The following is a 12,410-nucleotide window of genomic DNA, read 5'->3' as shown; positions in this document are numbered from 1 at the left end:
ATGGACACCGAAACCATCCTCACCCCCCTGCTCGATACGCTGGACCTGCTCGGCGTGGCTGTCTTCGCGCTGTCCGGCGCGCTGATTGCGGCACGGGAGCGCCAGACCTTCGTCACCATGGCCTTCTTCGCGCTGGTCACCGGCGTTGGGGGCGGCACGATCCGCGACATCATGATCGATATTCCGGCCTTCTGGGTGAACGACCCGTGGATCGCGCCAATTTGCCTCGGCGTCGCGCTGATTGCGTGGTTCACACCGCACCGCTGGTGGGAGGGACGCTTGCTGGAATTCGCCGACGGCGCCGGCCTTACCGCCTATGCCGTCATCGGCACGGCCAAGGCGCTGGCGTACGGCGTGACCCCGGTCCCGGCGATCCTGATGGGAATCATCACCGGCACGGCGGGCGGCATCATCCGCGACGTGATCGCGGGCCGCCCGTCGATCCTGATGCGACCGGAACTATATGTGACTGCGGCGGCGCTGTCCGCCTCGCTGACGGTTGCGTTCGAATTCGTGGAGCCGATGCCGCGCTGGGTCGGGTGGATCATCGCCGCTTCCGCCGGCTACATCCTGCGCAGCCTTGCGATTACCAAGGGGCTGGAACTGCCAGCGTACTCACGCGAAAAACCGCGCGGCGATCAGCCGGGGAAGTCGTCCACGTCGGATATGTCGTAGCGCCCGTCGTCGGCCGACGGGGTGCTCTGCGGCTGGTCCCAGGCTGGCGCGGCGCGTTCGATCCGCGGCAGCTCAGGCGTGCGCAACTGCGCCTGCGCACCGCCTTCGTATCCGACCTGCGTCCGGCCCTGAGTCGTGCCCTGCCCGGAGCGAATGCGGGCATATGTCGCTTCGTCGTATTGCGCGCCCTCGCTGCCGAGCTGCCATTCGGTCTGCCCGCCGTAGGACGCACCGCGATAGTCGCGGTCGTCGTCCCCGTCCCCATCTTCAAAGCGGCCGTCATAGCGGTCGTAGCCACCGCGCCGATCGTCGTCCCAATCGCGGTCGTCGTCGCCATCGCGGTCGATCTCGATGTCGCGAATGCGTCCGGTGTTGTCGATTTCGCATTCGAACTCGCCGCCGCGGGCGAGGCGGCCTTCGACTTCCCAGCCCCGGCCGGAGCGCTGGGCTTCCTCGACCGAAGCAACGCGGGCGGTGCGCTCCACGGCATCGACGCACATCTCGATGGCGCGGTCGAGGCCGCGAGTCTCGTACCGGCTGCGCTCGTCATAGCGCCCGCCAGAACTATAATCTTCGTCGCGATAATCGCGGTCGCGCCAGTCGCGGTCGCGATACCGTTCGTCCCGGTCGCGGTCCGAACGGTCTTCCGCCGCATCGATGACCGCGCCGATGGTGCCGAGGATCAGTATCCCGGTCAGCACGTCCCCAGCGCTCGGCCCGCGGCGATAGCGATAGCGGTAGCGCCGGTGGTCCTGCACGGTCTCGTAATCTTCATTAGCGACCGCGCCTGCCGCTTCGGCCATTGCAACTTCCGCCTTCGGGATATCGAGATCGGCCGCCATGGCCGGCGCGGTGAATAGCGATGCGCCCGCAAGGCATGCTGCAGTCACGGAAACACGTAAGCGATTACCCATCGAATCCTCCCGGCGCGATGCCGCGCGCTGTCCGGCAAACGAAATGGGCGGCCCAGACTGACACCAGCCTGAACCGCCCATCGGTCATGTCATTTCGCGTATTAAGCGCCGATCAGCGCAGGCCGCGGATGTTGTCGAAGTCGAGATCGACGACCCGGCCGTTGCGGACCTTGCAGGTGAAGCTGCCGCGGTCGTAATCGCGGCCGCGATCCCAGCGACGGTCGTAGCGCGAGCGCCGGTCATAGCGGTCGTAGCGGTCGTAGCGACCACCCCAGCGGCTATCCTCGACCACCATTCGGCCCTTCACGTTGAAGCCGCCGCGCTTACGGTCGACATCGCGCAGTTCCGTCACGCGGGCGCTGCGATATCCGGCACGGCGTGCCTCGTTCTCGGCGGTACGCACGCATTGTTCAACGACGCGCTCTGCGCGGTAGCGACGATCGTAGCGGCTGTTGTAACGACGGTCATAGCGCCGATCATAACGGCTGTCGTAACGACGGTCATAGCGGCGATCGTAGCGGTCGCCGTCGTCATCGAGGATGGCGGCGATGGCTGCGAGGCCACCAATCACCAGCGCGCCGGCGACGATATCGTCACCGTCAATGCGGTCCTGGGCCTGGGCAGGGGTTGCAACCGACACGGCCATCGCACCGGCGGCGATGGTTCCCATGAGGGCTTTCGGCATTATCTTCGTCATGGCGAACCTTTCAAATCCTCCTGGGGGAACGGGGCTGCTCCCTCACTGTGATTTGCGTTCTACCAAGGCGCGACTGAGATCAGCCTGAATTCCGGCGACAGGCACCGTTCAGGAAAGCGGAACTTATCCTGAACGGTGCCGGTGCCAGCCTATTCCGCGCTGTCGAGGCCCGAGAAGTGGCCGAGAAACGCGAGGATGTCCGCCGCTTCTTCGATCGCCTTGTCGGTCGGCTTGCCGCTGCCGTGGCCCGCGCGGGTCTCGATACGGATCAGCTGCGGCCGCTCGCCCAGCTCCGCCGCCTGTAGCGCGGCGATGTACTTGAAGCTGTGGCCGGGCACGACGCGGTCGTCCGTATCGGCGGTGGTCACCAGCACGGCGGGGTAATCCACGCCGCTGCGGACATTGTGATAGGGCGAGTAGGCGCGCAGGATGGCGAAATCCTCCGCATCATTGGGGTAGCCGTAATCGTCGACCCAGTAACGCCCGGCGGTGAACCGGTCGAAGCGCAGCATGTCCATCACGCCGACCGCCGCATTGCCGGCTGCGAACAGGTCGGGCCGCTGGTTGGTCACCGCGCCGACCAGCAGGCCGCCGTTGGATCCGCCTTGGATGGTCAGCCCGTCGTCCGGCGTGACGCCTTCCACGATCAGGAATTCGCCCGCGGCGATGAAGTCGTCGAAGACGTTCTGCTTGTTGTCGAGCCGGCCGCCGTCATGCCAGGCCTTGCCGTATTCGCCGCCGCCGCGGATGTTTGCGACCGCATACGCCCCGCCGGCTTCCAGCCAAGCGATGCGCGATGCCGAAAAGCCGGGCGTGAGCGAGATATTGAAGCCGCCATAGCCATAAAGCAGCGTCGGCACCGCCTTGCCGCTGGCCGCCACGTCCTTGCCGCGCACCAGGAACATCGGCACCCGCGTGCCATCCTTAGAGGTGAAGAAGCGCTGCTCGACCACGAAATCGTCCGGATCGAAGGCGACTTCGGGCTGGGCCCACACGTCGCTTTCGCCGGTTTCGACATTGTAGCGATAGACGGTCGAGGGGCGGTTGTAGCTGGAGAAGCTGTAGAACGTTTCGGCATCGTCGAAGTCGCCGCCGAAGCCGCCGGCGCTGCCAATGCCCGGAAGGGCGACTTCGCGCACCTTGTCGCCATCGGTCGTGTAGACCTCGATCTTGCTTTTCGCATCGACCAAGTAGCTTGCGATGAGGTGGCCGCCGGTCAGCGAGACGCCCTGCAGCGTTTCCTCGCGTTCGGGGATGACCGTCGTCCAGCCCGCGTCGGGCGCGGCGATGTCGATGCTGACGACCTTCTTCAGCGGCGCACCGTCGTTGGTAGTGAAGAAGAAGCGGCTGCCGAGGTTGCCGAAGTATGAATAGTCGTTCTCAAACCCGGGCACGACGACCATCGGATCCGCCCCGGGACGCTGGAGGTCGACCAGCGCGACCTCATAGCGGTCGTCCGTACCGCTGGAACTGGTCACCACCAGCCACCGACCGTCGTCGCTGACCTGGGCGATATTGTTGAGCTCCGGCATGTCCGGCCGGGCGAAGACCAGCACGTCCTCGCTCTGCTCTGTGCCGAGGCGGTGGAAATAGACCTGGTGATTCGTGTTGAGCGCCTGGAAGGTCTCGCCCTCGCCCGTTGCCGGGAAGCGGCTGTAATAAAAGCCGCTGCCGTCCTTGGCCCAGTCGAGCGCGGAAAACTTGACCCACTCCACCGTATCGTCGGCTACCGCGCCGGTGGCCACATCCATCACCTTGACCGTGCGCCAGTCGCTGCCGCCGTCCTGGATGGAATAGGCAAGCTTGCTGCCGTCTTCGGTGACGGTGTAGCCGGCCAGCGCGGTCGCATCGTCGTCCGACCATTCGTTCGGGTCGATCAGGACGCGCGGCTCCCCGTCCAGCCCGTCGCGCACATAAAGGACGGACTGGTTCTGCAAGCCGTCGTTGCGGGTGTAGAAATAGCGCCCGCCCTTCTCGCCCGGCAGGCCGAAGCGTTCGTAATCGGTCAGCTCGGTGATCCGGTCCTTGAACCGATCGCGCAGGGGCAGCGTTTCAAGGAAGGCGTCAGTCACCTCGTTCTGCGCTTCGACCCACGCGGCGACTTCGGCATCGACGCGCACATCGTTTTCGAGCCAGCGGTAGGGGTCGGCGACCTGTTGCCCGAACAGCGTGTCGACCGTGTCGCCGGCGCGGGTTTCGGGATAGGCGATTGCGGGCATCGTGGTCTCCGGTTCGGCCGTCATCTCACCTTCGGCCGTGGCAACTTCGGGGTAATCCCCGGTGGTCGCGCAGGCCGAAGTGGCAAGCGCGAGGACGGATACGGCGCAGGCTGCGGCGTGGTTCAATTTCATGCGGTCTCTCCCGGACATTCGCTGTTTCGTGTCCCCGTGTAACCGCTGTGCGTGCAAAGAAAAGGGGCCGCCGGATTTCACCGGCGGCCCCTTTCGTATCTCGCGATGCGAAGCGCCTCAGGCGTCTTCGTATTCGTCGTCCGTCATCACCGGGCCGCTGTCCTGGCCCTTGGCGTCTTCGTCGCGGTCGACGAACTCGATGACGGCCATCTGCGCGGCGTCGCTGCCACGATAGCCGGCCTTGATGACGCGGGTGTAGCCGCCGTCACGATCCTTGTAGCGCTCTGCCAGGACTTCGAAGAGCTTCTTTTCCTGCGCCGGATCGAGCAGGCGCGATGCGGCCAGGCGGCGGTTGGACAGTCCGCCCTTCTTGGCGAGAGTGACCAGCTTTTCGACGTAGGGACGCAGTTCCTTCGCCTTCGGCATGGTGGTGAGGATCTGTTCGTGCTTGATCAGCGCGGCCGACATGTTGCGGAACAGGGCCTTGCGGTGGCCTGTCTTGCGCTGAAGCTTACGCTGGCGAATTCCGTGACGCATAATTCATTCCTTCGTTCGTAGGGGGCCCGTACGAGGTAGCCCGATACGGGCCGGATTAAGGGGTCCGGCCCATTCCCCGTGCGCGGGTTTAGCCCAGCAGCTCCTGTTCGAGCTTCTTGGCCATTTCCTCGATGTTTTCCGGCGGCCAGCCGGGGATGTCCATGCCGAGACGCAGGCCCATGCTGGAAAGCACTTCCTTGATCTCGTTCAGGGACTTGCGGCCGAAGTTCGGCGTCCGCAGCATCTCGGCTTCGGTCTTCTGGACCAGGTCGCCGATGTAGATGATGTTGTCGTTCTTCAGGCAGTTGGCGCTGCGGACCGACAGTTCCAGCTCGTCCACCTTCTTGAGAAGGTAGCGGTTGAGCTGGTTGGCATCGTCCTGCTGCGGTTCCGCGGCCACGCCGATCATGGCGCTCTGCGGCTGCGGGATACCGTCTTCGAAGTGGACGAACAGCGTCAGCTGGTCCTGCAGAATGCGCGCAGCATAGGCGATCGCATCTTCCGGGGTGACGGTGCCGTCGGTCTCGATCGTCAGGTTCAGCTTGTCGTAGTCGAGTTCCTGCCCGACGCGGGCGTTGTCGACCTTGTAGCTGACCTGGCGGATCGGCGAATACAGGCTGTCGACCGGGATCAAGCCGATCGGCGCGTCGGCCGGACGGTTCTGCACGGCGGGGACATAGCCCTTACCCGTGTCCGCGGTCAGTTCCATGTTCAGCGTCGCGCCTTCGTCGAGGTGGCAGAGCACGAGGTCCTTGTTGAGGACTTCGATGTCGCCCGACACGGCGATGTCGCCGGCCTTGACGGTGGCGGGGCCGGTGGCGGACAGCTGCAGGCGCTTGGGGCCTTCGCCTTCCATCTTCAGCGCGATCTGCTTCACGTTGAGGACGATGTCGGTGACATCTTCGCGCACGCCAGCCAGGCTGCTGAATTCATGCAGCACGTTTTCGATCTTGATCGAGGTGATCGCGGCGCCCTGCAGGCTGGAGAGCAGCACGCGGCGCAGCGCATTGCCGAGCGTGAGGCCGAAGCCACGCTCAAGCGGCTCGGCAACGAAGGTGGCCTTGCGCTTCTTGTCGTTGCCTTCCTTCACTTCGAGCGTGTTCGGCTTTTTCAGTTCCTGCCAGTTCTTCGTATTGACGGACATGGATTTCCCCTAGGGTGTGAAATTAGCAGGAAAGGCCGCAAGCGTTTTTGACGCCGCGGCCGATCCGAAGAGACTTGCGGCGGGCTGCCCCGCCGGAACTTCGATCAGACGCGGCGACGCTTGGACGGCCGGACCCCGTTGTGCGGGATCGGCGTGACGTCGCGGATCGAAGTGATCGTGAAGCCGACAGCGGCAAGACCGCGCAGTGCGCTCTCGCGGCCCGAACCCGGGCCCTTCACTTCGACTTCCAGGGTGCGGACACCGTGTTCGGCGGCCTTCTTGCCCGCATCGTCCGCAGCGACCTGCGCGGCGTACGGGGTGGACTTGCGGCTGCCCTTGAAGCCCATCATGCCGGCGCTGGACCAGCTGATCGCGTTGCCCTGCGCGTCGGTGATGGTGATCATGGTGTTGTTGAAGCTGGCGTTGATGTGCGCAACGCCGCTGGAGATGTTTTTCCGCTCGCGGCGCCGGATGCGGCTGGGTTCGCGTGCCATGTTGAATTCCTAACCTTGAAGTATGCTGGGAAGCGCTGCCTGGAAGGCGCGCTTACTTCTTCTTGCCGGCGATCGGCTTGGCCTTGCCCTTGCGGGTGCGCGCATTGGTGTGCGTGCGCTGGCCGCGGACCGGCAGGCCGTTACGATGACGAAGGCCGCGATAGGACCGCAGGTCCATCAGGCGCTTGATGTTCATCGCGGTCTGGCGGCGAAGGTCGCCTTCGACGGTGTAGTCGCTGTCGATCGTTTCACGGATCTGGACGACTTCGGCGTCGGTCAGGTCCTGGACACGCACGGTGTGATCGATGCCGAGCTTGTCGGCGATCTTCACGGCCTGGGTGCGGCCGATACCGTGAATGTATGTGAGCGCGATAATCACGCGCTTGTTGGTGGGGATATTGACCCCGGCAATACGAGCCACTTACTTCTCCATGCTCCACAGGGTTTCGGCCGGTAGGCCACCCCTATCTCATCGCTTTGACTTCGACTGCGGCGGGAGGCTTGCGTTGGAAACGCAAAAGGCCCGGATGGGACACCGTCAATGCCGATGCCTGCCGGACAACCCGCCAACTGTCGAATAGTGCGCGCGCTTAAGGTGATTCGCACGCCCCGTCAACCGGCACGTGCGGCAGGACGCGGAATATCGCGTCTATGCGAGAGCTATATACGAACCGCGCGGCCGATTGCAACCGGGGGCGAGTCCCGATCAGGGTATCGGCTGCTCCGAAACCTGGGGCGTCGCACTATCCACAAGCCGCGCCAGGCGCATCAACTGCTCGCTCTGCACGGCATCCACCGCCGGGGCGATGGCCTCCATCGGGAAGCGCCCGTATCCGGTGACGACATAGGTCCACTCGATCTTCGTGCCGCCGTCCTTGGGCGTCAGCGCGATCGAGAGGGTGCCCGTGATCGCTTCGGATTGCAGCGGGCCGAGCGCGCCCGACATCCGCAGCAGCTTGCCGGGCGCGGCGTGGATGACCCGCATGTGCTCGGCAAAACCGTCGTCCGGCAAGCTCTCGCAGAAGCAGCCAGCCTCGTAGGCATCGAGGTAGAAATTCTCCGCATCCAGCGAATAGCTGTGATCGGGGTTCCACCATTCGGACGGCTCGACGAGATCGTCCCAGACTTCGTCCGGCGCGGCCTTCACGATCGTGCTGTCGGACGTGACGAAGCCGAGCTCGGACGACTGGACGACTTCGGCCTGAGCGGGCGCTGCAAAAGCCGTGAGCGCAAATGCGCCTGCCAAAATCGATAGTGATTTCATGCCGAACCCTTCCCTGCAACGCGCCGGAGTATGGCCCGCGGGAGAAGCGCGTCAAGCGGGGGCGATGACGCTTTCGATCGCCGTCGTGACGTCGTCGATCTCGCCCATGCCGTCCACCCGGGTGACGATCCCGCGCTCTTCGTAGATCGGCAGGATCGGCGCCGTCTTCTTGCGGTATTCGTCCATGCGGGTGCGCACGGTTTCCTCGTTATCGTCGGGCCGGCGCTTGAATTCGGTCCCGCCGCATTGATCGCAGACGCCCTCTTTCTCGGGCGGGTTCGCGGTGTCGTGGTAGAGCGCGCCGCAATTCGCGCAGGAGAAGCGGCCGGTGATGCGCTTCACCAGCGCATCCACATCCACTTCCAACTCGATCACGTGGTCGAGCGCGCGGTTGTGCTTGCCCAGGATGCCGTCGAGCTGTTCGGCCTGCGCCGCGGTGCGGGGATAGCCGTCGAAGATGGCGCCGACGTCGTCGCCCATCGCTTCCAGCTCGGCATCGATCAGGGCAGAGACGATCTCGTCGGAGACCAGTTCGCCGCGGTCCATCACTTCCTTCGCCTTGATGCCGACCGGGGTCTGCGCCTTGACCGCCGCGCGCAGCATGTCGCCGGTCGAAAGCTGGCGCATGCCGTGGTGTTCGGTCAGCCGGTGGGCCTGGGTACCCTTGCCTGCGCCGGGAGGTCCGAGGAGGATGATGTTCACGTAAGTAGGCTCCCGGTGTGGAATCGGAAGGTTCGAAGGAAGCGGGCACCCTAGCGCAGCATCATGCCAGCGCAAGGCAGCGCGGGCCGCCCCTGCCGGGGAAATACCCGCCGCTTACTGCCTGCGCGGACGGCGGCCCTTGCCCTTGAGGTTCGCCTTCTTGATCAGGTCGCCATACTGGTGCGCCAGCAGGTGCGACTGGATCTGCGTGATGGTGTCCACCGTCACGTTGACCACGATCAGCAGGCTGGTCCCGCCCAGGAACAGCGGCAGGCCGGTCTGCGCGATACCCCATTCGGGAACGACGCAGACGATGGTGAGGTAGATCGCCCCGACCACCGTCACGCGGGTGAGCACGTAATCGAGATAGTCCGCGGTGCGCTTGCCCGGGCGGATGCCGGGGATGAAGCCGCCGTTCTTCTTCAGGTTCTCCGCCGTCTCTTCCGGGTTGAAGACGATGGCGGTGTAGAAGAAGCAGAAGAAGATGATGAGCGCGGCATATAGCAGCATGTAGAGCGGCTGGCCGTGCTGGAGATACTGCAGCACCTGCTGCAGGATCGTGCCGCCGCCGCTGGTCGTGTCGATCGAGTTGCCGGCGAACTGCGTCACCGTGAGCGGCAAGAGAAGCAGCGAGCTGGCGAAGATCGGCGGGATGACGCCCGCGGTGTTGAGCTTCAGCGGCAGGTGGCTGCGGTCGGCCTGCATCTGGCCGTTCTGGGTCGCCCGCTTGGGATACTGGATCAGCAGGCGGCGCTGGGCACGCTCCATGAAACAGATGCCGAGGATGAGCAGCACCAGCATCACGAGCAGGCCGATGATGAGGCCCGCGCCGATCGAGCCGGAGCTGTAGCCGGAGAACAGGTTGGTCGTGAAAGTCGGGAACTGGGCGACGATGCCGGCCATGATAATCAGCGACACGCCGTTGCCGATGCCGCGGCTCGTGATCTGTTCGCCCAGCCACAGCAGGAACATGGTCCCGCCGACAAGGCTGATGACCGCGCCGACGCGGAACATGTAGCCGGGGTCGACCACTGCCTGCAGGCCCTGCGAGGCGCCGAACGCCTCAAGCCCCGAAGCGATGAACCAGCCCTGGATCACACACAGGAACACCGTGCCGTAGCGGGTGTACTGGTTCAGCTTCTTGCGCCCCGCCTCGCCCTCTTTCTTCAGCGCCATCAACGTCGGATGCAGGGCGGATGCCATCTGCACGACGATGGAGGCGGTGATGTAGGGCATGACGCCGAGCGCGATGATGCTCATCCGCTCCAGGCTGCCGCCAGAGAAGGCGTTGAACAGGTCGAGCACGCCGCCGCGGGTCTGGTCGTAAAGCGAGTTCAGCACCGTCGGGTTCACACCCGGCAGCGGCACGAAGCTCATGAAACGGAACACGATCAGTGCGCCGATGGTGAACCAGATACGCTGCTTGAGCTCGGTCGCCTTGGAAAAATTGGCGAAGCTCAGATTTGCTGCGAGATTGTCGGCGCGTGATGCCATTGTAGTTCCATGCCCAGCTTTGGAGCCGCCGGTCCCTCCCCGGCAAGAGCGAAGCGCTCATATAGGATGCGGGCGGGGAAGCAAAACCCCGCCCGATCCGTTTTACCGCTTAGTCGGCCTTCTTGGCGGACTTCTTGTCGGCTTTCTTGGCCTTGCCAGCCTTTGCGCCTGCGTCCGCATCGGCCTTGGACGGCTTGGCGGATACGATTTCGACCGAACCGCCGGCCTTTTCGACCGCTTCCATGGCACCCTTCGAAGCGCCGTGGACGATGAACTTGGCCTTGGCCTTCAGTTCGCCCTTGCCGAGCAGGCGGACGCCGTCCTTGCCGCCGCGTGCGAGGCCGGCGGCCTTCAGCGCTGCGTGGTCGATGTCCTTCTTGGCATCCAGCTTCTTCGCGTCGATGAACTTCTGGACCATGCCCAGGTTCACTTCGGCGAAGTCCTTGCCGAACGGGTTGTTGAAGCCGCGCTTCGGCAGGCGCATGTGCAGCGGCATCTGGCCGCCTTCGAAGCCCTTCACGGCGACGCCAGAACGGCTCTTCTGGCCCTTCTGGCCGCGTGCGGCGGTCTTGCCCTTGCCCGAACCGATGCCGCGGCCGACGCGCATGCGTTCCTTGCGGGCGCCCGGATTGTCGCGGAGGTCGTTGAGTTTGATAGTCATGTGTGCACTCGCTTTCGCTTTTATTCGCGCTGAAAGGATGGATGCGAAGCCCCGCCGAAGCGGGGCCGCGCGTCCGGTCAGTCGTTGACCACTTCCACCATGTGGGGAAGCTTGCGGATCGCCCCGCGCACTTCCGGCGTGTCCTGAACTTCGACGACCTTGTGCATCTTGTTCAGGCCCAGGCCGATCAGCATCTTGCGCTGGACTTCCGGGCGACGGATCGGCGAGCCGATCTGACGGATCTTGATGGTTTTCTTGTCAGCCATCTGGATTACTCCGCAATCGCTTCAGCGTCGGCCTTGGCCTCCGCTTCGCTGGCGCCACCGCGACCGAGCAGGTCGGCGACCTTCTTGCCGCGACGTTGTGCGACCGACTTCGGCGAAGTCTGGTTGCCCAGGCCGTCGAACGTGGCGCGGATCATGTTGTAGGGGTTCGAGGTGCCGACCGACTTGGTCACCACATCGGCAACGCCGAGCGCTTCGAACACGGCACGCATCGGACCGCCGGCGATGATGCCGGTACCCGGAGGTGCCGTGCGGACCACGACCTTGCCGGCGCCGAAACGGCCCTTGGCATCGTGGTGCAGCGTACGGCCTTCCTTCAGCGGAACGCGAACCATCTTCTTCTTCGCGGCGGCAGTCGCCTTGTTGATGGCTTCCGGCACTTCGCGGGCCTTGCCGTGGCCGAAGCCGACGCGGCCCTGGCCGTCACCGACGACCACGAGTGCTGCGAAACCGAAGCGCTTGCCGCCCTTCACCGTCTTGGAGACGCGGTTGATGTGGACGAGCTTTTCGATCAGCTCTTCGCCTTCGTCCTCGTCCCGGCCACGTCCACGGCCACCGCGGTTGTCGCGGCCGCGGCCGCCACGGTTGTCGCGGCCACCACGATCGCCACCGCGACCGCCGCCACGGCCGCCGCGTGCTTCGCGGGGCTGGGCCGGATCGCCGTCGGCGGAGGACTGGTTGTCCGCAGCTTCGGTGCTGGTCGTCGTCGGCGTCGGGGTGGAGCCGTCGATGTTTGCATCGGCGCTCGCCTGTTCGGTAGCTTCCGTCTTCGGAGCCTCCGCTTCGGCAGCAGCGGTCTCTTCGACCTTGGGCTCTTCTGCGGGAGTGTTCTTGTCGTCAGCCATTATCAGAACTCCAGCCCGCCTTCGCGGGCGGCGTCGGCCAGTGCTTTCACACGGCCGTGGAACAGGAAGCCGCCGCGATCGAACACGACGGAGGTGACGCCGGCCTTCTTGGCGGCGGCGGCGATGTCCTTGCCGACCTGCGCGGCGGCATCGACGTTCGCACCCGACGACTTGGCGCCGAGCGTGGATGCGGCGGCAACGGTCTTGCCTTCCGCATCGTCGATGACCTGGGCGTAGATGTGCTGGCCGGTGCGGTGCACCGACAGGCGCGGACGCTGGCTGCCACGGGCGCGCAGGGCGCTGCGCACACGGCGGCGGCGGCGTTCAAAAAGAGAAAGCTTTGCCATC

General features: G+C 64.8%; 15 protein-coding genes. 1 reads left to right on the top strand and 14 read right to left on the bottom strand.

Going from position 1 to position 12,410, the window contains the following annotated elements; genetic code table 11:
• On the top strand, positions 1–675 hold the full coding sequence (locus tag VCJ71_RS00820) for a trimeric intracellular cation channel family protein (RefSeq protein WP_324638424.1): 675 nt from the start codon (positions 1–3) through the stop codon (positions 673–675).
• On the opposite strand, the gene VCJ71_RS00815 is transcribed toward VCJ71_RS00820, so the two are convergent.
• From VCJ71_RS00815 to rplR, 14 genes are all read right to left on the bottom strand, one after another.
• Positions 639–1,517 (bottom strand): hypothetical protein, encoded by an 879-nt coding sequence (locus VCJ71_RS00815; RefSeq protein ID WP_324638423.1) that lies wholly within the window; start codon positions 1,515–1,517, stop codon positions 639–641. The two genes, VCJ71_RS00820 and VCJ71_RS00815, sit on opposite strands and share 37 nt — an antisense overlap.
• 184 nt (positions 1,518–1,701) lie before the next feature.
• Positions 1,702–2,274, bottom strand: coding sequence for a hypothetical protein (locus VCJ71_RS00810; RefSeq protein WP_324638422.1), 573 nt, complete (start codon positions 2,272–2,274; stop codon positions 1,702–1,704).
• A gap of 161 nt (positions 2,275–2,435) precedes the next feature.
• A complete protein-coding gene (locus VCJ71_RS00805) occupies positions 2,436–4,529 on the bottom strand; it encodes a prolyl oligopeptidase family serine peptidase (RefSeq protein WP_416379151.1) in 2,094 nt (697 codons plus the stop codon).
• Between the two features lie 225 nt (positions 4,530–4,754).
• Positions 4,755–5,174, bottom strand: coding sequence for a 50S ribosomal protein L17 (gene rplQ, locus VCJ71_RS00800; protein ID WP_290134789.1), 420 nt, complete (start codon positions 5,172–5,174; stop codon positions 4,755–4,757).
• A gap of 88 nt (positions 5,175–5,262) precedes the next feature.
• A complete protein-coding gene (locus tag VCJ71_RS00795; RefSeq protein ID WP_324638421.1) occupies positions 5,263–6,318 on the bottom strand; it encodes a DNA-directed RNA polymerase subunit alpha in 1,056 nt (351 codons plus the stop codon).
• 104 nt (positions 6,319–6,422) lie between these two features.
• Complete coding sequence (rpsK, locus tag VCJ71_RS00790; protein WP_290134787.1) at positions 6,423–6,812, bottom strand: 30S ribosomal protein S11; 390 nt, start codon at positions 6,810–6,812, stop codon at positions 6,423–6,425.
• Positions 6,813–6,864: 52 nt separating this feature from the next.
• Positions 6,865–7,233 carry a 30S ribosomal protein S13 gene (gene rpsM, locus VCJ71_RS00785; protein ID WP_290134786.1) on the bottom strand — a complete coding sequence of 123 codons (369 nt, stop codon included), beginning with the start codon at positions 7,231–7,233 and terminating at the stop codon, positions 6,865–6,867.
• Positions 7,234–7,518: 285 nt separating this feature from the next.
• Positions 7,519–8,076 carry an SRPBCC family protein gene (locus tag VCJ71_RS00780; protein ID WP_324638420.1) on the bottom strand — a complete coding sequence of 186 codons (558 nt, stop codon included), beginning with the start codon at positions 8,074–8,076 and terminating at the stop codon, positions 7,519–7,521.
• Positions 8,077–8,127: 51 nt separating this feature from the next.
• A complete protein-coding gene (locus VCJ71_RS00775) occupies positions 8,128–8,778 on the bottom strand; it encodes an adenylate kinase (protein ID WP_324638419.1) in 651 nt (216 codons plus the stop codon).
• Positions 8,779–8,892: 114 nt separating this feature from the next.
• Positions 8,893–10,272 carry a preprotein translocase subunit SecY gene (secY, locus tag VCJ71_RS00770; RefSeq protein WP_290134783.1) on the bottom strand — a complete coding sequence of 460 codons (1,380 nt, stop codon included), beginning with the start codon at positions 10,270–10,272 and terminating at the stop codon, positions 8,893–8,895.
• A gap of 109 nt (positions 10,273–10,381) precedes the next feature.
• The gene (gene rplO / locus VCJ71_RS00765) at positions 10,382–10,933 is read right to left on the bottom strand and encodes a 50S ribosomal protein L15 (RefSeq protein WP_324638418.1); all 552 of its coding nucleotides are present in this window, start codon (positions 10,931–10,933) and stop codon (positions 10,382–10,384) included.
• Positions 10,934–11,010: 77 nt separating this feature from the next.
• On the bottom strand, positions 11,011–11,199 hold the full coding sequence (gene rpmD, locus VCJ71_RS00760; RefSeq protein WP_324638417.1) for a 50S ribosomal protein L30: 189 nt from the start codon (positions 11,197–11,199) through the stop codon (positions 11,011–11,013).
• Between the two features lie 5 nt (positions 11,200–11,204).
• Entirely contained in the window at positions 11,205–12,065 is an 861-nt protein-coding gene (gene rpsE / locus VCJ71_RS00755; protein ID WP_324640846.1) for a 30S ribosomal protein S5, read from the bottom strand.
• Positions 12,065–12,409, bottom strand: a complete 345-nt coding sequence (gene rplR, locus VCJ71_RS00750; protein ID WP_324638416.1) for a 50S ribosomal protein L18 — start codon at positions 12,407–12,409, stop codon at positions 12,065–12,067. The genes rpsE and rplR overlap by 1 nt, the downstream gene beginning before the upstream one ends.
• Between the last annotated feature and the right edge of the window lies 1 nt (position 12,410).

Source organism: Pseudoblastomonas aquimaris (assembly GCF_035481675.1).
In the GTDB taxonomy this organism is placed as follows: Bacteria; Pseudomonadota; Alphaproteobacteria; order Sphingomonadales; family Sphingomonadaceae; genus Alteriqipengyuania_B.
This window is presented reverse-complemented; position numbering and strand designations above follow the sequence as displayed.

Bases quoted from the DNA above. Each gene is read 5' to 3' on its own strand.
- rpmD (WP_324638417.1), bottom strand. From the start codon at position 11,199: ATGGCTGACAAGAAAACCATCAAGATCCGTCAGATCGGCTCGCCGATC.
- rplO (WP_324638418.1), bottom strand. From the start codon at position 10,933: ATGACTATCAAACTCAACGACCTCCGCGACAATCCGGGCGCCCGCAAG.
- VCJ71_RS00810 (WP_324638422.1), bottom strand. From the start codon at position 2,274: ATGCCGAAAGCCCTCATGGGAACCATCGCCGCCGGTGCGATGGCCGTG.
- VCJ71_RS00815 (WP_324638423.1), bottom strand. From the start codon at position 1,517: ATGGCGGCCGATCTCGATATCCCGAAGGCGGAAGTTGCAATGGCCGAA.
- VCJ71_RS00780 (WP_324638420.1), bottom strand. From the start codon at position 8,076: ATGAAATCACTATCGATTTTGGCAGGCGCATTTGCGCTCACGGCTTTT.
- rplQ (WP_290134789.1), bottom strand. From the start codon at position 5,174: ATGCGTCACGGAATTCGCCAGCGTAAGCTTCAGCGCAAGACAGGCCAC.
- VCJ71_RS00805 (WP_416379151.1), bottom strand. From the start codon at position 4,529: ATGACGGCCGAACCGGAGACCACGATGCCCGCAATCGCCTATCCCGAA.
- rpsK (WP_290134787.1), bottom strand. From the start codon at position 6,812: ATGGCACGCGAACCCAGCCGCATCCGGCGCCGCGAGCGGAAAAACATC.
- rplR (WP_324638416.1), bottom strand. From the start codon at position 12,409: ATGGCAAAGCTTTCTCTTTTTGAACGCCGCCGCCGCCGTGTGCGCAGC.
- VCJ71_RS00795 (WP_324638421.1), bottom strand. From the start codon at position 6,318: ATGTCCGTCAATACGAAGAACTGGCAGGAACTGAAAAAGCCGAACACG.
- VCJ71_RS00820 (WP_324638424.1), top strand. From the start codon at position 1: ATGGACACCGAAACCATCCTCACCCCCCTGCTCGATACGCTGGACCTG.
- secY (WP_290134783.1), bottom strand. From the start codon at position 10,272: ATGGCATCACGCGCCGACAATCTCGCAGCAAATCTGAGCTTCGCCAAT.